General features: G+C 48.4%; 25 protein-coding genes and 1 pseudogene. 17 read left to right on the top strand and 9 right to left on the bottom strand.

Features of this window, described 5'->3' with window-relative positions; translation table 11 throughout:
- Positions 1–3: 3 nt before the first annotated feature.
- The 6 genes from E4L36_RS00445 (at position 4) to E4L36_RS00475 (ending at position 4,585) form a co-directional block, all read left to right on the top strand.
- Positions 4–1,389 (top strand): cytochrome ubiquinol oxidase subunit I, encoded by a 1,386-nt coding sequence (locus E4L36_RS00445; protein WP_136678516.1) that lies wholly within the window; start codon positions 4–6, stop codon positions 1,387–1,389.
- On the top strand, positions 1,382–2,380 hold the full coding sequence (cydB, locus tag E4L36_RS00450) for a cytochrome d ubiquinol oxidase subunit II (RefSeq protein ID WP_136678517.1): 999 nt from the start codon (positions 1,382–1,384) through the stop codon (positions 2,378–2,380). The genes E4L36_RS00445 and cydB overlap by 8 nt, the downstream gene beginning before the upstream one ends.
- Before the next feature lie 398 nt (positions 2,381–2,778).
- Complete coding sequence (locus tag E4L36_RS00455) at positions 2,779–3,246, top strand: hypothetical protein (protein WP_136678518.1); 468 nt, start codon at positions 2,779–2,781, stop codon at positions 3,244–3,246.
- Entirely contained in the window at positions 3,243–3,884 is a 642-nt protein-coding gene (locus tag E4L36_RS00460) for a hypothetical protein (protein WP_136678519.1), read from the top strand. Before E4L36_RS00455 ends, E4L36_RS00460 begins: the two co-directional genes overlap by 4 nt.
- Before the next feature lie 139 nt (positions 3,885–4,023).
- Positions 4,024–4,266, top strand: coding sequence for a hypothetical protein (locus E4L36_RS00470; protein WP_136678520.1), 243 nt, complete (start codon positions 4,024–4,026; stop codon positions 4,264–4,266).
- Entirely contained in the window at positions 4,253–4,585 is a 333-nt protein-coding gene (locus E4L36_RS00475; protein WP_136678521.1) for a hypothetical protein, read from the top strand. Before E4L36_RS00470 ends, E4L36_RS00475 begins: the two co-directional genes overlap by 14 nt.
- 16 nt (positions 4,586–4,601) lie before the next feature.
- Here the strand turns inward: E4L36_RS00475 and E4L36_RS00480 are convergent.
- Positions 4,602–4,960 (bottom strand): annotated as a pseudogene (locus E4L36_RS00480) (transposase); the annotation flags it as partial.
- A gap of 193 nt (positions 4,961–5,153) precedes the next feature.
- Here E4L36_RS00480 and E4L36_RS00485 point away from each other — a divergent pair.
- From E4L36_RS00485 to E4L36_RS00520, 8 genes are all read left to right on the top strand, one after another.
- A complete protein-coding gene (locus tag E4L36_RS00485) occupies positions 5,154–5,360 on the top strand; it encodes a DUF4177 domain-containing protein (RefSeq protein ID WP_136678522.1) in 207 nt (68 codons plus the stop codon).
- A 24-nt stretch (positions 5,361–5,384) separates the two neighbouring features.
- Positions 5,385–5,921, top strand: coding sequence for an N-acetyltransferase (locus E4L36_RS00490; protein WP_136678523.1), 537 nt, complete (start codon positions 5,385–5,387; stop codon positions 5,919–5,921).
- Positions 5,922–5,999: 78 nt separating this feature from the next.
- A complete protein-coding gene (locus E4L36_RS00495) occupies positions 6,000–6,263 on the top strand; it encodes a hypothetical protein (RefSeq protein ID WP_136678524.1) in 264 nt (87 codons plus the stop codon).
- Between the two features lie 166 nt (positions 6,264–6,429).
- Positions 6,430–7,488, top strand: coding sequence for an acyltransferase (locus tag E4L36_RS00500; protein WP_136678525.1), 1,059 nt, complete (start codon positions 6,430–6,432; stop codon positions 7,486–7,488).
- Positions 7,489–7,681: 193 nt separating this feature from the next.
- Positions 7,682–7,936: a type II toxin-antitoxin system prevent-host-death family antitoxin gene (locus E4L36_RS00505; protein ID WP_136678526.1), complete on the top strand. Its 255-nt coding sequence runs from the start codon at positions 7,682–7,684 to the stop codon at positions 7,934–7,936.
- Positions 7,926–8,192 (top strand): Txe/YoeB family addiction module toxin, encoded by a 267-nt coding sequence (locus E4L36_RS00510; RefSeq protein ID WP_346763619.1) that lies wholly within the window; start codon positions 7,926–7,928, stop codon positions 8,190–8,192. Before E4L36_RS00505 ends, E4L36_RS00510 begins: the two co-directional genes overlap by 11 nt.
- Positions 8,193–8,362: 170 nt before the next feature.
- Complete coding sequence (locus tag E4L36_RS00515) at positions 8,363–8,821, top strand: carboxymuconolactone decarboxylase family protein (RefSeq protein ID WP_136678528.1); 459 nt, start codon at positions 8,363–8,365, stop codon at positions 8,819–8,821.
- Positions 8,811–9,584, top strand: a complete 774-nt coding sequence (locus E4L36_RS00520; protein WP_206064494.1) for a helix-turn-helix domain-containing protein — start codon at positions 8,811–8,813, stop codon at positions 9,582–9,584. Before E4L36_RS00515 ends, E4L36_RS00520 begins: the two co-directional genes overlap by 11 nt.
- Positions 9,585–9,853: 269 nt before the next feature.
- On the opposite strand, the gene E4L36_RS00525 is transcribed toward E4L36_RS00520, so the two are convergent.
- The 5 genes from E4L36_RS00525 to E4L36_RS00545 all read right to left on the bottom strand — a co-directional run bounded on the left by E4L36_RS00525 (position 9,854) and on the right by E4L36_RS00545 (position 13,180).
- Positions 9,854–10,045 (bottom strand): helix-turn-helix transcriptional regulator, encoded by a 192-nt coding sequence (locus E4L36_RS00525; RefSeq protein WP_136678530.1) that lies wholly within the window; start codon positions 10,043–10,045, stop codon positions 9,854–9,856.
- Complete coding sequence (locus E4L36_RS00530; protein ID WP_136678531.1) at positions 10,042–10,419, bottom strand: hypothetical protein; 378 nt, start codon at positions 10,417–10,419, stop codon at positions 10,042–10,044. The genes E4L36_RS00525 and E4L36_RS00530 overlap by 4 nt, the downstream gene beginning before the upstream one ends.
- A gap of 139 nt (positions 10,420–10,558) precedes the next feature.
- Entirely contained in the window at positions 10,559–11,335 is a 777-nt protein-coding gene (locus E4L36_RS00535) for an ABC transporter ATP-binding protein (protein WP_136678532.1), read from the bottom strand.
- Positions 11,332–12,336: an iron ABC transporter permease gene (locus E4L36_RS00540; RefSeq protein ID WP_136678533.1), complete on the bottom strand. Its 1,005-nt coding sequence runs from the start codon at positions 12,334–12,336 to the stop codon at positions 11,332–11,334. Before E4L36_RS00540 ends, E4L36_RS00535 begins: the two co-directional genes overlap by 4 nt.
- Positions 12,326–13,180: an ABC transporter substrate-binding protein gene (locus tag E4L36_RS00545; RefSeq protein WP_136678534.1), complete on the bottom strand. Its 855-nt coding sequence runs from the start codon at positions 13,178–13,180 to the stop codon at positions 12,326–12,328. Before E4L36_RS00545 ends, E4L36_RS00540 begins: the two co-directional genes overlap by 11 nt.
- A 187-nt stretch (positions 13,181–13,367) precedes the next feature.
- Between E4L36_RS00545 and E4L36_RS00550 the strand changes: the two genes are divergently transcribed.
- From E4L36_RS00550 to E4L36_RS00560, 3 genes are all read left to right on the top strand, one after another.
- Positions 13,368–13,763, top strand: coding sequence for a VOC family protein (locus E4L36_RS00550; protein WP_206064468.1), 396 nt, complete (start codon positions 13,368–13,370; stop codon positions 13,761–13,763).
- A 29-nt stretch (positions 13,764–13,792) separates the two neighbouring features.
- Positions 13,793–14,317: an AAA family ATPase gene (locus E4L36_RS00555; RefSeq protein WP_136678535.1), complete on the top strand. Its 525-nt coding sequence runs from the start codon at positions 13,793–13,795 to the stop codon at positions 14,315–14,317.
- Positions 14,318–14,544: 227 nt separating this feature from the next.
- Positions 14,545–16,008: a DUF4397 domain-containing protein gene (locus tag E4L36_RS00560; RefSeq protein ID WP_136678536.1), complete on the top strand. Its 1,464-nt coding sequence runs from the start codon at positions 14,545–14,547 to the stop codon at positions 16,006–16,008.
- A gap of 240 nt (positions 16,009–16,248) precedes the next feature.
- Here E4L36_RS00560 and E4L36_RS00565 read toward each other — a convergent pair whose 3' ends face one another.
- The 3 genes from E4L36_RS00565 to E4L36_RS17765 form a co-directional block, all read right to left on the bottom strand.
- Complete coding sequence (locus tag E4L36_RS00565; protein ID WP_136678537.1) at positions 16,249–16,932, bottom strand: RES family NAD+ phosphorylase; 684 nt, start codon at positions 16,930–16,932, stop codon at positions 16,249–16,251.
- A gap of 1 nt (position 16,933) precedes the next feature.
- On the bottom strand, positions 16,934–17,323 hold the full coding sequence (locus E4L36_RS00570; RefSeq protein WP_136678538.1) for an MbcA/ParS/Xre antitoxin family protein: 390 nt from the start codon (positions 17,321–17,323) through the stop codon (positions 16,934–16,936).
- Between the two features lie 311 nt (positions 17,324–17,634).
- Complete coding sequence (locus E4L36_RS17765) at positions 17,635–17,799, bottom strand: hypothetical protein (protein WP_169051433.1); 165 nt, start codon at positions 17,797–17,799, stop codon at positions 17,635–17,637.
- Between the last annotated feature and the right edge of the window lie 55 nt (positions 17,800–17,854).

Here is a 17,854-nt window from a genome sequence, read left to right on the forward strand (position 1 = left end):
ATTATGTTTGAAGAAACTCTAATGCTCTCGCGGATTCAATTTGCCGCGAATGTGAGCTTTCATATCCTATTTCCCACCATAACCATCGCGTTGAGCTGGTTTCTGGTATTTTTCAAAGTGCGCTTTAATCAAACAGGCGATCCGGTGTGGCTACGGGCCTATCGCTTTTGGGTGAAAATCTTTGCGCTGACCTTTGCACTGGGTGTTGTGAGCGGCATTACGATGTCGTTTCAGTTTGGCACCAACTGGCCAGGTTTTATGGAAACGGTGGGTAACATTGCCGGGCCTTTGCTGGGTTATGAGGTATTAACCGCCTTTTTCCTTGAAGCCGGCTTCTTAGGCATCATGCTCTTTGGTATGAACCGCGTATCAAACCGTGTGCATACCGCCGCTACCGTGATTGTTGCGGTGGGTACCGCACTTTCGGCATTTTGGATACTGGCGCTTAACTCGTGGATGCAAACGCCCCAGGGTTTTGAGATGCGCGATGGGGCAGCCCACGCCACAAGCTGGTTTGAGATCGTGTTTAACCCATCGTTTCCCTATCGTCTTACTCATATGGTGATGGCATCGGCCTTGACCGCCGCCTTCTTAATTGCCGGTATTAGCGCTTATCGCTTGCTAAAAGGTGATGACAAACGCGCACCTAAGCTCACCTTGAAAGTTGCGCTTTTTGTTGCGGCCATTTTGGCACCCTTGCAAGCGCTGGTGGGTGACTTCCACGGCCTCAACACATTGGAGCACCAACCACAAAAGATCGCGGCGATGGAGGGCATATGGGAAACCGAAAGCCGTGTTCCGCTGCTGCTATTTGCGATTCCAGACGAGGACGCCCGCGAAAACCACTTTGAAATTGGTATTCCCGGTCTTGCCAGCCTGATTCTGAAACACGATATCGATGGCGAACTACAAGGCTTAAATGACTTTGAGGGTAACCACCCGCCAGTTGCGCCCGTGTTTTACGGCTTCCGTGTCATGGTGGGTATTGGCGTTCTGATGATACTAACCGCGTGGTTGGGCAGTTATCAGCTACTACGGAAAAAACGGGTTAGCCCCAATGTATTAAAGCTGGTGGTCGCCATGAGCTTTTCTGGCTGGGTAGCAACGCTTGCCGGTTGGTACGTCACTGAAATTGGCCGTCAGCCTTGGTTGGTAAGCGGCGTGTTAACAACACAGCAAGCCGCTACCGACATTGCGCCCGGCAATGTGGCGATCTCTCTGGCGATGTACTGCTCCCTGTATGTGGTGCTGTTAGGTGCCTATCTACATACGCTATTTGTGATGGCACGCCGTGCCGTTGAAATTGAAGAGATCCAACCCGAAGAGGCTGTTGATGCACGGGCTCGTATTGGCAAGGCTATCGTCGAAGAGGTAAAAAGCTATGTTTGATGCACACACACTAGCCATTATCTTTATCGGTTTAATGGGCTTATCGGTCATTTTGTATGCGGTGCTAGATGGTTACGACCTAGGCGTTGGCATCTTGCTACCGCTAGATAACGACGAACACAACGACCGCATGATCGCATCGATTGGCCCGTTTTGGGATGCCAACGAAACATGGCTTGTGCTGGCGGTGGGCTTGTTGCTGATCGCCTTTCCACCGGCGCACAGCTTGATCCTACGCGAGCTCTACATGCCAACCGCTATTCTGTTGATCAGCTTAATTCTGCGGGGTGTTGCATTCGATTTTAGAGCCAAGGCCCCGTTTGGCCACAAACCCACATGGAACCGCGTATTTAAGATCGGATCGCTACTAGCGGCACTGAGCCAAGGCTACATGCTGGGTATGTACGTCATGGGGTTTGAAAAGAGCGGGGCGGCGATCGCATTTAGCATCTTAAGTGCGCTGGGCGTTGCAGCGGCCTACAGCTTTATTGGTGCGTGCTGGCTGGTGATGAAAACCGAAGGCGATCTTCAACAACGCGCTATTAACTGGGCCAAACGCACCATCTGGCTGGGAGTGATCGGCACTATCGCGGTATCGGTGGTAAACCCATGGATCAACCCAACCGTATACGAGCGCTGGTTAAGTTGGCCGAACGTGCTTTACCTAGCGCCGCTACCGATCCTGTGTATGGCATTGTTCGCGTTCAGCTACGCGGTACTCAACAAGCTGCCAAAACCCCAAGACCGTAGCTGCTGGGTGCCCTTTGTATCAGCTGTTGCGATCTTCATGCTGTGCTTCTTTGGTTTAGCGGTCAGTTTCTTCCCATATATCGTCCCCAGCCAATTGACGATTTGGGATGCCGCCGCAGCGCCCGAGTCTCTCACCATCATTCTATGGGGCGCCATTGTGGTTGTTCCAATCATCATCTGCTACACCGCCTTCGCGTATCGTGTCTTCTGGGGCAAAGTGGATGAACTGAAATACTACTAACCCCCTCCACACACAGCGCTCTTGTTAACAGGCCGTTACAAGAGCGCTGTACTCTAACCACCGCACACCTCCCTGACATCCACAAAACCCACCCATACTGCTTGATCCAGCTTAGGTAAACCGCTTCGGCCTCATTGGCTAATTAAGGTATTTCTGATTTACTGTTGGCTTACCAGAGCGTTAACCAGCCGCGCAGCACGATTTTCGGAATTGGATGGCGCGGTGCGCCACTCTGTTTTTATTAAAAGGATGGTGAGGATAGAAAAGTTATTGCGTATCAAAAAGTTAGATGGCGGCTGGCTAGCTGCTCAAAATTAGAATGAAGTCATTTTAATAATTATTATGATGCCGACGTGGCATCATAATCGTACTGTTATTCGGCTAGGAGGGAGTAAGGAGTGAATGACAAATTATTTGCTTGGGGAAATACGACAAAAATCGGGGCTTTTGACCATACTTGGGTTACAACGTACTCAAAAGGTCAAGGTATACCGGATAAGAGTTTAGGTGATTACTGGTATTGTTGGGGAGATCCACACTTCAAAGCTACTCTGTTTGGAGAAAGTGAATCAGGAGGAGATTTTGCACGGATTGTTGCAAAACCTAATGATCCTCAAGAGAGCGTAAACATCAAGTATGGATTTGATGGGGTTTGTCATCAAATGGCCAATAGATTGTTGATGTTTACTAAGAGTAAAGCAACGGGTAAACCTATTGTAGTTTCAGGCGCATCGGGATATCAGCTATCCAAAGCAATGTATGGCGTATATGGTGGTTCTAAAAAAACTGAAGGTGCAAGAGAGCGTTTGGAAGCATGGGAATCAAAAGTTGATTCATACCTTAAAGCTAAGGGAGTAAAAAAATGAGTAGAGAAGAGCGCATTGATGAACTCATTAGCCTACATTCGGGTGTTTCCGCTACAGTTGCAGAGAAAATTTACGATCTAGAGCTACAAATGCAACTGAATAATGATCTGGTAATCGAGTTAGTAGAAAAAAATATTATTTTAGAGTCAGAGGTTACTGAGAAAATTAACCGCTGTTTCCAAGTTTTTTTGCAGGGTGTTGTCAATATATGCGGTGAAAATATTTGCAAGAGCATTTATGATTACCTTCCTGGCGAAAAAATTGGTTTTCTTAATGAATATAAACCTAATGAGATTGATGATGTTCAAACTATTGAATTAGCATCTATCGAGATTGCTAGCGCTATAGATCTGATATCGACTTCAAGGTCAACATTTGATTTGGAAAGTCGTAATAGATTTGCGGCCGTATCAAATCAATTTAGAGCTCTTAGTAGTAGTATCGTAGGAAGAATGAATAGAAGGCGAGCTGTTTTAGCTGAGATTAAAAGTGAATTGGATCGAGAAGCCAGTTTAGTAATAGCCGCTGCAAATAATGTTGGTGTTGTTAGTATTGAAGTCATCAATACTGAGATTGAAGCTATAAACATCGAACTTGAAGAAATCTCGAATCGATTTATCGAGTCAGAAGCCGAATAACAATCTGTTTAAGAGTGATTCGCAACGCTTGGAATTTTTGCTGTGAGTTGCGTTTAGTGTTTAAGGTGGTATGCGGCAGCATTGATATAGCGTTCCTCACACCTTAACAGGGCGTTAGGTGCTACTCAAACAATCACATATGAGTAATATGAAAAAAAATGAAGAAGAAATCATCTCTGTTAAAAGCGTGAAGAGCTCCAAAACAGGGAAAGAAACTAACGCAGAGAAAGACCAGAATGGAACTGTTCTCATATCAACAGTAGGAGGAGCAATTTTAGGTAATATTTTATTGCCTGGTATTGGTGGTGCTCTTCTTGGTGGGTTAATCGGCGGGGCTATAGGTGCCAATAGCGGTAAGGAAGCTGCTGATGACAATGAATGATCCTACTATAATAATTGCAATTTTAAGTGCGGCATTACTTTCAATTTATTTCTCTTGCGTTTTATATGGTGAAAGAACAAAACCAGATTTGCTTGAGGCTCTTAGCTTAATTTTAACAAGTGGTGGTGCTGTATCAGCTATACAGCTTGGCTATATTTGTATTTTCATGCCAAATGTGTTTACAGGTGTTCTTGAGTCTCAAAGAGTACCAATCATGGCAGGTGCATTTGCAATTCTGTGGGTTTCAATATCTGTTACCTATAAGTTGTTTAAAAGTCATATACAGTTACAGCAAACACCTGCAACAGAAAGCACCTAACAAGTGACTGTGGTGTTTAGTCAACTGTTTTAAGCTGTTTTCTGGCACCACAACTCTTCATTTTTACCATTGTGTTTAAGATTACGACCATCTTCCGCATGCAAGCAACGATAGCCACTTTAGGGATTTTCCCAGCAGCCTGAAGACGCTCATAGTAACTTTTGAAAACGGGGTTACATTGAACTGCTGACAGCATCGCCATAAACATCACCGTTCTAACCCGGTGCCTGCCGCCACGTATTCGTCGTTTGCCATTGAAGGAACCAATTTCTTATTCATAGGTGCTACACCGACGAGCGCCGCGATCTCTTTGCGGTTTAAGTTACCTAGCTCTGGTAGCTCACTGAGCAGGGTATAAGCTAAGACTTTACCAATGAGTGCAGTGCTGCTTCTCTATATTCGAACCGAATTAGAAGGCTGGTAAGCAGCTTGATTTGGCGGTTGTGTAGTGTTTTGAGTAAGAAGCAGCTGCACCTACTGCGAAGGTTTTAGCCGGTGCTTGATCTACAAACGTTTGCTGATACTCTAGCTATAATTTTCAGCGTTTATACCTTAAAGATGGATTTTTATGATTAAAGTTGTCGAGTTTAAATCTCGTAATTTTTGGTCGAGTGGGGTGGATGTCACAAAGCTCAATGAAAAGATCAAAGAGTACGAAGCATCCGGCTGGAACATTCAACAAATCAGCCCCTTAACTACGTTCACTGGCAAAGTATCGGCCTATGTTTTGGTGCTGGAGAAAGATTTAGGCTATCACCACCAGCCTGTTCAATAGACCTCCTAAGGGCGTGCAAAAACTATGAAGCTTTCCCTATTTCATCAGTCTGCACTTCAACCGGTAGTTGAGCTGTTCAAAAGCGTATTCTCGGCATCAGAGGGGGAGGCAGAGGGCGATGTCATTGCTGATTTCGTTGCTAACCTAATGGTCACGACTGATCCCCAAGACCTTATTGGTTGTTTGGCAGAAGAGAACGAAAAGATTATTGGGTGTATTTTCTTTAGTCGGTTTATGGTCCCGAGTGGCCAAACTGCATTTATTTTGTCGCCTGTGGCGGTTTCAACCGCAAAGCAGGGGTTGGGTGTGGGCCAGCAGCTCATCCGCTTTGGTTTAGAGTATCTTAAAACACAACAGGTTGATTTAGTCTTCACATATGGTGATCCGAGCTACTACGCGAAAACGGGTTTCACCCCCATTAACGAGACGCTAGTCAAAGCACCTTTCCCCCTGAGTCAGCCAATAGGTTGGCTAGCACAGTCTCTTGATGGTAAAGCAATTCAACCGATGTCTGGGGAGACTCAGTGCGTGCAAGCACTTTGTGATCCTAGCCTCTGGTAAACGAATATTGAGAGCCATAACCACTGTATTTGAGCTGTTAACGGAGTGCTCATTGAGCAAAGCAATAGGGGTTAATTTATGAATACCGAAGATCGCATCAAAGAGATAGACAAGAAAATCCGCATGCAAAGTTTAATGGATGCGCCAGGAAGCGCCATGGTGGGGTTGGGGCTTTACGCTAAGTTTGCGGCTGATGGTGATGCATTCCACCCACTTCTGAACGATGCAACCGTGGTTAACGCCATGTTGTCTGTTGGCGCTGCCATTATGATCTGGGGCGGTTACCGAATCTTTGCCTTACATCGCGAGAAACGGCGAATAGTAAACGAGGTCGGTTTTTAGGGCATTCTGTGTTTGGTTCAATACTGTATTCGCTGACTATTTATAGTCATTTTTCTTAGCCAAGGTCGGGTTATCATTGATGTAACGTGTGCATGCGCTGTTGTTGGTAGGCTTTGGGCAGCAGTAACTACGAGCCAGCGTACTAAATAACGAAGGTCTACCGTTCATGGAAAGAACTTTAGGAGCCGAGCAGAAGCTTGCAATACATAGTGCCGAAAAGAACGTAGTAACGCCAACGCAAGCTGAACTCGTGCGAATCGACTACCTAGATGGTTGGCGCGGTATTGCCATACTTTTCGTGCTTTTAGAGCATTTTTTTGATGTTATCGGTATACACGTTGGCAGAATGGGAGTGGACATATTCTTCGTGCTCTCTGGTATGTTGATGTCCAACATCCTTTTTGTGAAGAAAGTGCCTTTGAGGACGTTCTACAAAAGGCGTATCAGCCGAATATTTCCTGTCTTTTTTCTATTTGTCACTAGCCTTTCACTGTGTAGCTTAATATTTGAGTTATCTCATGAGCATAACAACTACCTTTATAACTTGCTGTTTTTAAGGTCATATTATCCAGAACACCCCAGTTTATGGAACACTGGGCTACCTGTAGGGCACTTTTGGTCGTTGAATGTTGAAGAGCATAGTTATGTTGTATTGAGCGTCATAGCCGTATTGGCTCTTTGGGTTAGCAGGGTTTATTTAATAGTGCTTACGCTCGGTGTGAGCTGCATCATTACCCATTTCATTTACGTTAAAAACCCCGGTTTCGCGCCTGCGAACTTCGAATTCAGAACTGAAGTTGTGGCAAGCTTCCTGCTCATATCTGCAGGGTACTTTTTGGTTAAAAATCGATTCGAGAGGTTTCTGCCTGCTTGGTCGCCGCTTGTTTCTTTCGTGCTAGCTATAGCGTGTTACAGCCCTTATGCTCCGCACTGGAGTTTTGAGTGGTCAGTAGCACCGTTTCTTTTGGCCTTTACAGTGAATCACTTAAACTTACTCCCCAGTTTCGTGAAGAGCGTACTAAGTATCCCTGCGCTCCGGTTACTGGGGATATGGTCTTTCTCCATCTACTTATGGCAGCAGCCGTTTTACTACTACGGTATCAAATTTGGTGAAGCCTTCCCGCTCGCTGGTGTTACGCTGTTTTCTTTAGCTATTTTAACCGGTGCCTTATCGTTTTATTTAATTGAAAACCCAGCAAGAAAATTCCTGAACGAGCGATGGTAAATTGTTCGTTTGTTTATCGGCTCGCGTGTCTGAATTGCTCTGGAGGCTAAGTGCTGTATTGGTCGCAGACATTCGTTAATGTTCTGCCATGCGATCCGTTCACTGTCTAGCTTCCCATCCTATTGATCTAACTTGAACAATATATTGTACGAGATATACTTGTTCGTTATATCGTACATGTTGGAGGTGAGTAATGAGAGTAGTGAACTTCTCTGAAGCGCGGAATAAATTAAAAAGTGTTTTAGATCAGGTCGTTGATGATGCTGACTATACGATTATATCTCGCAGAGATGCTGACGATGCGGTCGTGATGTCGTTGGATCAGTTCAACGGTTTGATGGAAACTGTTCATCTGCTTAAGACGCCAGCCAATGTTGCTCATCTTGAAAAGTCTATCCAGCAGTACAAGGAAGGTAAGGTTGTGCAGCGTGAGCTGAGTGATGATTGATATATTGGCATGGACTCAAGCGGCGTGGGCGGACTACGTTTATTGGCAAGGACAAGATAGAAAAACGCTAAAACGTATCAATCGGCTAATTTCTGATACTAAGCGCTGCCCGTTTGAGGGAATAGGTAAGCCCGAGCCGTTAAAGGAAAACTTGGCGGGCTTTTGGTCGCGCAGAATAGACGAGACAAATAGGCTGGTTTACGCCGTTGATGGCAACCAACTGATCATTATTTCTTGCCGGTATCATTATCAATAACAGGCTGAGCCCTGCGCCAGCGCTCTTTGTTTTGAGCGGTTATGGACGTTACCTACAAACCTGATACCTCTAATACCAAGCTTTGTAGCGTTTCGCAGCATGTCGAAAATCTTCAATACGGCGTTTTAGTTTTTGGTTAGATTCTCTAAAAACATAACGAGGATGTAACTATGGCACTACGCACTAACTATTTTGCACTTGCCCCCAAAGCGATAGAACTGTTGATGGGCCAAGAGGCCTACTTAGCTGAGCAGTTCAACGCCAGCGATACGGTCAACAGCACTACGTGGCACTTGGTCAAACTGAGGGTTTCACAGATCAACCAGTGCGCTTTTTGTGTTGATATGCATGGCCAAGAGTTGCTGAGCCACGGTGAGGCCATTGAACGCGTTGTTGGCCTAAGCGCGTGGCGCGATATACCGTTTTTCTCAGAGCACGAGCGCATCGCGTTAGATTGGGCTGAACGCCTGACTAAAGCACAGCCTATTGATGATGAGTGCTACCAAGTAGCGCTGCAAGCACTGGGCGAACAAGCTGTGGTAGATTTAACCATTGCAGTGAACGCCATAAACAGCTGGAACCGCGTTGCTAAAACGTTCAAGCCGGAGGTAGGTAGCTATAAGCCTTGATACACCATTACAGCGCGGGTTCGAGTTTCTTCTCTCAGAGCCCGACGCGCCGCTGTCTGCGTGGGTACAATCGATATGGTCAGCGTCAGTTTTACAGACTGAGCCGGTTGTAAAACCACTGTACCCTGATGCGGGTAGCGGGATTATCTTCAACTTGCGCGGCGAAGTACGTATCGGCACCGAGGTTTTGCCAGAAGGCATCATCATGCTGCCGGTAAAGCACAAGGCCGCGCATATCGCGTTAGCATCAGGCGCTGAGTTAATGGGGGTTCGCTTTCATCCGGCGATCGGGTTTGGGGTGTTGGGCCGGTTGTACGATAAACCAACGCTGTTGCCGCAAGAGGATTCACAGTACAGCCTCCACGAAACCTACACTGCGCTACAAACAACAACGGGCAGCTCATGCCGAATAGAAGTACTTTACCAGTGGGCGCATTGCCATTTGGCACTGATACTAGCGGTTCCAGATAGCTTAGAAAAAGCGCTGGAATATGTTGAGCAGGGCGATCTATCGGGTGGCCTGAGTGGCTATTCCAACCAAAGCCTGCGGCAGATTGAGCGCCAGTTTAGAACGTGGCTTGGCATAACGCCTAAGCACTATCAGCGCGTTCTGCGCATCAAAAAAACCGTTAGTTACTTGCGCCAAAACCCCGACGCCAAACTTGCCGATGTTGCTTTTCAGTTTGGGTTTAGTGATCAAGCCCACATGACAAGGGAGTTCCGCGCTATCGTTGATATCACGCCTAGGCAAGTACAACGTTAGTAACCTACTTACCGGCGTTGAAGCGCCTTACATATGTTGAAAACTAGGGGCTTGCCACCCCCCGAAAAATAACGGTGCTCAAAAGCTGTCTTTCCCTTACCGCAGAAGCGAGCATACCTCACTTAACTTAGGCGTATGAAAACCTTTGTAGGCGTTCGATATCTATTGGCGGGCAGGTGGGGCTTTTCTGGAGAGAGCAAACGCCTAGCGTATTGACGCAGGGTTTGGCGATACGATAGGCATTTGCGCTAGTTTCAATAGCAAGTCTGCTAATCGAAGATGAAGATATCTTCGATTGTTAATTTAAAGTATTTTGCAATCTTAAAAGCAAGCGGTAGGCTGGGGTCATACTTGCCATTCTCGATCGCGTTAATGGTTTGTCGCGAGACCTCTAAGGCTTTTCCCATCTCTGCTTGCGAAATTGCGTGCTTTTTTCTTAGCTCGCGAAGTCGATTTTTCATTTATAAATACTCACGACAATTGGCGTAGCTAAACCCCATGTTGCAATCATAAAAGGGTATATCCAAACATAGGGTATGTGCGGAAATCCTACCTGCTCCAAAAAGCCATAGGTAAAGGTTGTAAGGCCGACGATAGCGAAGCTAATAGCAAAGCTCATCATCTGAATGTGCTGCTGTAGCTCATCAAGCCGACGAATCGCTCGGATAACAGCAATTGTTGCCAATATGGCAGGTGGTATTGGCAATAATGAAAGCCAGATGCGCCACTCTGTGTTGGGGCTATCGGCCAAGAAAGCTGTGCTGTATACGATAGCGGCAGCATAGAGCGCCATACTGATACCAAACTCGATGTAATACTTCTTGTTGTTTAGCATAATTAAATCTCCTCTTTGTAAAGCAAGCTTTACATTTATGCTAATGAAGAATCGAGCTTTATGTCAAGTATGTTTTACATTTCAGGGTGAGGCATAGCGCATCTAAGGTTTATTAGTTTGTGTGCATCTTGCGTTTACATCATGCTTTATCAGCCAAATCGGTTGGTACAACCAATGAGCCTTGCGGCAAAGTAAGGTGAGCGGTCTCGACGCCGTAAACATCGCGAATGCGTGCCGCGGTGAGCACATCCGTTGGGCTGCCATCAGCGATGAGCTGCCCCTCTTTTAAAACGATAATGCGGTCACACCAATAGCTGGCCAAGGATAGATCATGGAGCGATGTGATCACCGTTTTACCTTGTGCAACAAGCGTTTGAAAGGTTCTCATCAAGCTAATTTGATGCGCCGGATCGAGGCCGTTAATCGGTTCATCCGCAATAATAATGTCTGGCTCTTGAGCTAGCAGCCGTGCGATGAGCAACCTCGCTTGTTCTCCGCCAGAGAGCTGATCAAAAGGGCGCTCAGCAAACGATGCCACCTCCATGGTGCGCATGGCCGCCTTAACCACCTCATGATCATGAGCCGAGGCTTTCCCAAACCCCGACTGGTGCGGCATACGCCCCAGCATGACCACATCGTAGGCGATTAGTGGCCAGTGTACGATCCGCTCTTGCGGCAAAAAAGCGAGTAGCTTGGCAAGCTCATCTGCGCGGTAATCGGTGCTTGGTCTGCCGTTAAATTGCATAGCACCAGAAAAGGGTTGCAAACCGGCGATAGCCCGCATGAGTGTGGATTTTCCCGCTCCGTTAGGCCCAATCAAGCCGATCAGCTCGGGTTTGGTGCAGGCGATCGACACATCATGAAGTACCGTTTGTTTGCCTAAAGCGGCGCTCAGCTGCGATAGCGTTAACGTCATAGTTGGGTCCTTTTCTTAACGTTATGCAACAACCAGAAGAAAAACGGTGCTCCCACCAGCGCAGTAATCACACCCAGCTTGAGGTCTTTATCGGGGAATACAAACCGCACTGCGATATCCGCCAGCAGCAAAAAGGCAGCGCCCCCTAACGCACTTGCAGGCAGCAAATGGCTTGGGCGGTTACCCACCAGCGGGCGTAATAGGTGGGGCACAACTAAACCCACAAAGCCAATCGCACCGCTGACCGCGGTGGCGGCACCCACGCTTAGGGCGGTACCAAAAATAGCCAATAGGTTAGTGCGGTTTAGGTTTACTCCCATAGAACGGGCAACATCCTGTCCAAGGCTTAGGGCATCCAGCGCCCGAGCTGTTGCGAGCAGCAGCACGCTGCCCAGCAAAATAAACGGCAATGCCATCCCCACATGCATCCAGCTGCGATCTGCCAATGACCCGAGCATCCAGAATACAATTTCTAACGCGGCAAAGGGGTTGCTCGACATATTCAGTGTGAGTGATGTTAACGCCGCAGCCAAGGAGGTCAGCGCCACACCCGAAAGAATAATGGTTAAGATGTCAGCGCTTTTGCCTGCTAACGCCCTAAGTAGCACCACCGCGACGAGCGCGCCCAACAGTGCACTGATCGGCAACGCATAAGCAAAGGCCGCGCTTAAGCCGGTATAGATCGCTAACACCGCCCCGAGTGATGCGCTGGCAGAGATACCCAACAGCCCCGGCTCTGCCAACGGATTGCGTAACAAACCTTGCAGTGTGGCGCCGGATAAGCCGAGTGCCGCGCCAATGAGCAAGCCCAGCACCGCACGGGGTAGGCGGATCTCTGTCAAAATAAGGTGATCAGCAGCAGAGATGCTCCCAGCACCAGACCAGAGTGCATCCAATGGATTGAGCCAAACGTGGCCAATCGAGATAGAGATCGAGAACAGTAGCAAAACCAGCGCTACGAGTATCGCCATCAGCCATGAATAGGGGATCTTAATCTGCATGATCTGCGTGTGATTCCATCTGAGTTTTGAGTTGGTTGATCGCCTCGACCGTAAAGGGGGTGCCGCACATCCAATACCGTGAATCCACTGCTACGCGGCGCTCCTCCGCAAACCAGCGATCCAGCGCAGGATGCAAGAGTATCTCGGTGGCTCTGCCAGTATATTGCGACCAGCTTTTCCATGTCATAAGCCGGTCGGGCGAGGCGTAAATGAGCTGCTCAAGCGGCAGTTTGGATGCCCCTTGCAGCGCAAGCTCAGTGCCAAGGTGGCGAAAGCCCGCTGCTTTGACCACCTCGCTCTCTAGAGAAGATTCCCCGGTGGTGTAGCTGTTTGCACCATACGAACCCAGCACCGGTGCCAACGTGTTTGTATGCTGGCTGGGCTCTGCGAGCGCGGTATCCAACTGAGCGATTAAAGCGTTAGCGCGTGCCTCTTGGCCCAATAGTGTGCCAATTTTTGCCAGATGAGCGCGGATATCAGCAAAACGATAGGCGGGCGCAAAGGTCTGCACGTTGACACCAAGACGGCGCAGCAGATTAACAGATGCGCGGGATGTGTATTGCCCAGCGAGGACTAAATCGGGCTGCAAGCGAATAATTTGCTCAGCCAAGCCGCGGTTTGTATGCAACTGCGCCGCTTCTTTCGCCATAAGAGAGGAGGATGCCTCTGCCGCCAGATAAGAAACAGAGATCAGCTGCCCCGGCGCAGCAACTAGCAGCGCCAACTGATCGGTGCACAGGTTCATGGATACAACCCGCTGCGGTGCTTTGAGTTGGTCGGCAATTACCCAACTTGGCAGCATGGCTAAACAGGCGCAGGCTAACAAAATGAAAGATCTAATCACGATTGGTTCTGGCTCATTTTGCGCAATGGGGCTCAGGCAGAGGTTGAGTGTTTTACAACGCAAGTAACACGTTAATGAAGTGGGAATAATTATGGCCTATAACCCTACATCGGTGCCAACCCAAGCGGCCGCAAATTGGTTATGATGGCAGAATTAATCGGTAATGAGGCCAATCAAGGAGAGAGATATGGTGACATTTGGCTATACCATCGCTTATGTGGCAGATGTTGATAAGGCGCTCAGCTTTTTCGAGCAGGCCTTTGGTATGCAGCGTAAATTCATCACCCCCGAGCAGGATTATGGCGAGTTAAGCACCGGCGCAACCACGCTCTCTTTTGCTGCCCATAGCTTGGGGCAGGCAAATCTTAAAGATGGCTACATCAGCGCGACTGACTCGGCCACGCCGCTGGGTATGGAGATTGCGCTAGTCACCACAGATGTTCATGCCACTCACAGCGCCGCAATTGAGCATGGCGCAACCGAGCTAAAAGCGCCCGAGTTAAAACCGTGGGGGCAAACCGTATCTTATGTGCGCTGCCCATCAGGTATTTTAATCGAGCTATGCACCCCTGTTGCTAGTTAAAACCCTTTGTCTGTTTGCAAGGATTAGCCATGGCGGCTCCAACGCTTTATATCTTCTCGGGTCTACCGGGGTCCGGAAAATCAGCACTCGCGAAAGCACTGGTAGGTAAAGTCGGTGCGGTTTATCTGCGCATCGATACCGTCGAGCAAGGCTTAAGAGACCTCTGCGGCATCACCGTAGAGGGCGAGGGGTATCGGCTCTGTTACCGTGTGGCCGCCGATAACCTACAGCTGGGCACCAGTGTTGTTGCCGATTCATGTAACCCCATTCAGCTATCCCGTGATGACTGGCATAGCGTTGCTGAAAAGTTAGCGGTGCGTTTTATTGATATTGAAGTGGTTTGCTCAGATGAAGCGGAGCACCGGTATCGGGTTGAAACGCGAAAGCCAGAAGTTGAAGGGCTGCAACTCCCAACGTGGGAGAAGGTGAAAAAGCGCGAATATCACCCGTGGCGCACTGAGCGTATTGTTGTGGATACTGCGGGATTCGATGTTGCTGAAACCTTACAAAACCTGTTGTCCGAGATAGAAGTGTTTTCGAAACAAAAAAATTAATTTATTTTAATTAAATCAGTAAACTATCGATATAATATAAAGTTAAATATTATTTCATTTTGTGGCTTTTGTTTCTGATTAGGTGCAGCTTTTTTGCGACCAAGCGCAGTACAAACTTAGCGTTACTAACATGACTACACAGCTCACCATCGCGAAATTTTCATTGATCTGATTTTTAAACGCCACGTAAAGGTTGCATAGCAAACAACAACAAAAGGTAACTCGCTATGCCATCCCCTAAAGTGTTTCTCAGCTCCACCAAGCTTGTAATTGGTACCGCCGTATCCGTTGGAATGTTAACCCTTGCTGGCTGCGGTGGAGGAGGCGGAGGCAAGCATGAGCCCGCTCAATCGCAGCTCCGGGTTACCCATGCATCACCCGATGCACCCATGGTGAATGTCTACGTGAATGGCAAGCTCACCCTAGAAAAAGTCGATTACAAGGTAAGCTCTGGCAATCTGATGCTCGCCCCGGGCGATTATGAGGTGGAGGTGCGCGGCATTCTCCCAGATGGTTCGGAAACCGCTGCGGTTATCGGCCCTGTAACGCTCACGACAGCCGATAACGAACGGCTAGACGTGGTCGCTACAAATGACCTTGCCGCAATCGCCCCGGTGCTGATCCGCACCAACATCGAAGAGATTACAGACGTTGCTGTATCGGTGCTGCATGCCGCGCCTGACGTAGCGGGTGTCGATATTTACGTCACTACGCCCGGTGCCGCGCTCATGACGGGCACTAAAATTGATGCAGACTTTGGCGACAGCGCTGGGCCGCTAACACTAGCTGCAGGCACTGATTACCAGATCCGCATTGTCCCGGATGGCGGCGACAGTAGCGCTGTGGTTTACGACTCCGGCACGGTGAACTTCACCAGCGGAACTGAGCTACTCCTGTTAGCAGTTGAAAACACCACCGGCATCGGCGCCAATCCGGTTAACTTGTTGGCGGTGGATAGCAGCAAAGCGAGCGAGCTATTCACGGCGGGCACCAACGCTGAAGTGCGGGCGATCCATATGTCGGCAGATACTCCAGAGGTGGATGTCTTGGTGGGTGCGCCAAGCACGAACTTGATGGCCCCTGATGACGTGGTACTGATGGATGTACCATTCAAAGCTGCCGGCAACTACGACAGCATCGCTGCACCAACCGGCACCTACAATCTAGAGGTTGAAGATGCGGCAACCAACTCGCTAACACCGATCGATGTGGACATCGACCTGATGGCAGGCACCAGTTACACCGCAATCGCCAGTGGTAGCTTAAACGCCATGCCAACCGAATCGATTGAGCCGATCCTGTTTGCCGATAATCGCCGTGCTGTCGCGACCGAAGCTAAACTGCGGGTGGTACATGCATCCTATATCGTTGCGCAGAACATTCCCGTGGATGTTTACCTAACCGCAACGAACGATATCTCAACCGCAATGCCTGCCATTACCAATCTCGCTTATGGTGAATATACCGAACAGCTTCCTGTGGCCGGTGGTGAATACTTTGTGACCGTAACCGCGGCAGGTGATCCAAACACGGTTGTATTTGGCGCACCATTGATGGGTAGCCCAACCATGCTATCGGCGGGCGGTATTTATACCGTTATTGCCAGAGACCCAGCTGCGATGGAAGATTTAGGGACGAACAGCGCAGGGAATAATGCCATCACGCTAGAGGTCTACACTGCGGGCGATTAGCTCAAGCAATAACCGTGAAAAGGGCAGTAGGAGATGACTGCCCTTTTTCGTGTGTTAGCGGACTAAACATGTAATCAAAGCCCTCTAAGTTACGTAACGAGCTAGCGTGGCGGCTTAAAGAATCTCAAAACGTTAACTAATAACGCCTTTAGTATCTATCAGGGTTTTGGGTTGGCAGGGCTAGCTTGAATGCCCGCATTGATAAAATAGAAAGCACTAAGGCTTTCTCTGTACGTGTTGTCATTCAAGCTCAGATACAGAAAGAACCGAGATGATCTTTTGGTGATGCCCACTCCAAACATACCTAAAGTGCTGGCCCTGTAGAGGAATAGTCACCGCTTTAGGCTTAAAGGCTGCCACGCATTCACCGCCATCATGGCGCACACTGCGATAAAGCAGCCCGTTGCTCTGGTTATTTCTAACGGTTTTGGCAAACGCTTGGGAGGCGTCGTAAGAATCTGGGTGATGTAGCTCGTCATACGCGCTGCTGCGCACATCATCAAGTGGCAAAGCGATCTTATTGATGTACTGCCTCATGGTGAGCTCAGTGTCGTGCTCTTGGGTTGCCGAAAGGAAGCGCTCGCGATGGTAGATGGTTTCGGCCAGCGCTGTTTTTAAATCCCGAGCGCCGTAATAAACACCATACTGGCCGTTAGTGAAGCGGCTGGCCACGCCAATGTGTGTAAAAGCCGCCATCACGGGTGTCGAACCTGGCCCAGATACCCGCTCGTCTGCTGGAATCAGAGTAAGATCGCCCACCTCATCTCTTAACCTGTCATTGGTGATTGACTCTATGGCATACACAATGTCCAGATCTTCCGGGTCAGCAACTGTTTCAAATAGGCCAATCGGCGGGAAATGGCTAGGAACCAAGCGGTGAAGCTGCTCCCAATCGGGTAATACTTTGTTCGGCGCAAAATCCATCTTAGCCCCGCATCGCATCCAGATAACGGCGTACATCCGCTAAATTAATCACACTGCCTTTAAGCATCACATTGAGAGCCGATTCCCCGCCAAAATCGCGGTTAGGCTTTTTCGGCCAAGCGTTAGCTTGCGCTTCGGTGGGGAACAGCAAACGTAACGCCTTATAAATCCCCATCACATAAGAGATCCGCTCTAGGGTATCTTTTGGAATGACAGGCCCTTCGCCGTTGCGCCATTTATAGAAGGTTGACCGGGCGGGCCTGCCCAGTAGCGTCATCTCATCCTGAGAAGAAAGCCCCCATGCCTCAGCGATATTGAAAAAGACCTTCAAGGCGGTACTGGATACACGGCTTGGGTCTTTCTGCTTGAGAAAATCTTGTGCTGCCAACATAACAGGGCCCTCATTTAGAACGTGTCATTATTTTAATCCCCATAGAGACAAATATCAAAAATAGTCCACTTGTGGTTGCTGTAAGGCGATTTAAGGTTAATTTCTGCTTTTTAACCGCAGTACGGAGCACCGCGCTAACGCTGCAAATGCTGGTTTAAAGACTACTCTGCAAGCGCTTGCAGGGGGAGGGGCTGGCAGTTGCTAGAGCGCGAATATCTAAGTGGTATTTAGCAAGATGTTCAGCATGGTTGTTAGGAGAAGAGACCAACCTAAACAAGCACCAGAGTAAACAGTTCGCTAGCTAGCGCTATTTAGTTAGTAATATGGCAAGCCAATGAGTGATCTACACCAAAAAGCGCCATCTTAAACGCCTGTGAGCGGTAGCGGTTTTCAATGCCGAGCAACGCCTTAAATGCCCCCTCGTTGATTCTGTAGTACACTGATTTCCAATTAAAAAGAGGCAGTGGACGCTTCATCTGTTACCCGCTGTTTCTGTACCTTTGTATGTAGGAATGTAAGTAAGGAACAGCA

Source organism: Neptunomonas sp. XY-337 (assembly GCF_004959845.1).
Classification (GTDB): Bacteria; Pseudomonadota; Gammaproteobacteria; order Pseudomonadales; family Balneatricaceae; genus Neptunomonas; species Neptunomonas marina.